Source organism: Actinospica durhamensis (genome assembly GCF_018139695.1).
Classification (GTDB): Bacteria; Actinomycetota; Actinomycetes; order Streptomycetales; family Catenulisporaceae; genus Actinospica; species Actinospica durhamensis.
In genome coordinates, this window is the sequence record NZ_JAGSOG010000886.1 from 1 (window position 1) to 390 (window position 390).

The window sequence follows — 390 nt, forward strand, 5'->3', positions numbered from 1 at the left end:
GGTTGAAGACGGCGCAGGCCTGCTCGTAGGCGGGCTCGCCGGGCAGGGCGGGGCGTGCCCCCGTCGTGGCGGTCGTCGTCACGCGTGTCCGCCTTCCGCGACGCCTAAGCGGACCCGCGCGTACTCGCGGGTGGCCACGCTCTGCAGGAGGACACCGATCCCGACGTGGCTGTGCTGGGTGGACATGTCGCGCCAGACCCGCTCGATGCGTTCGCCGGCGCGTACCGCGCTCGATCCCGCCGTCGGGAACAGGTGCCGCTCCACCGCGCTCCAGGCCAGCTTGAGGACCTCGCGGCAGATCGTGGCCAGGCGCAGGTCCTCCTCCCGGGTGAAGTCCCGCGGTGCGCGGGAGCACAGCTCGGTCCACTGCCGCGCGGCGTGCAGCAGTGC

Annotated in this window: 1 pseudogene; it reads right to left on the reverse strand. The window is 73.6% G+C overall.

The window, feature by feature from the left end:
- Positions 1–78: 78 nt before the first annotated feature.
- A pseudogene (locus KDL01_RS42685) lies at positions 79–390 on the reverse strand (acyl-CoA dehydrogenase family protein); the annotation flags it as partial.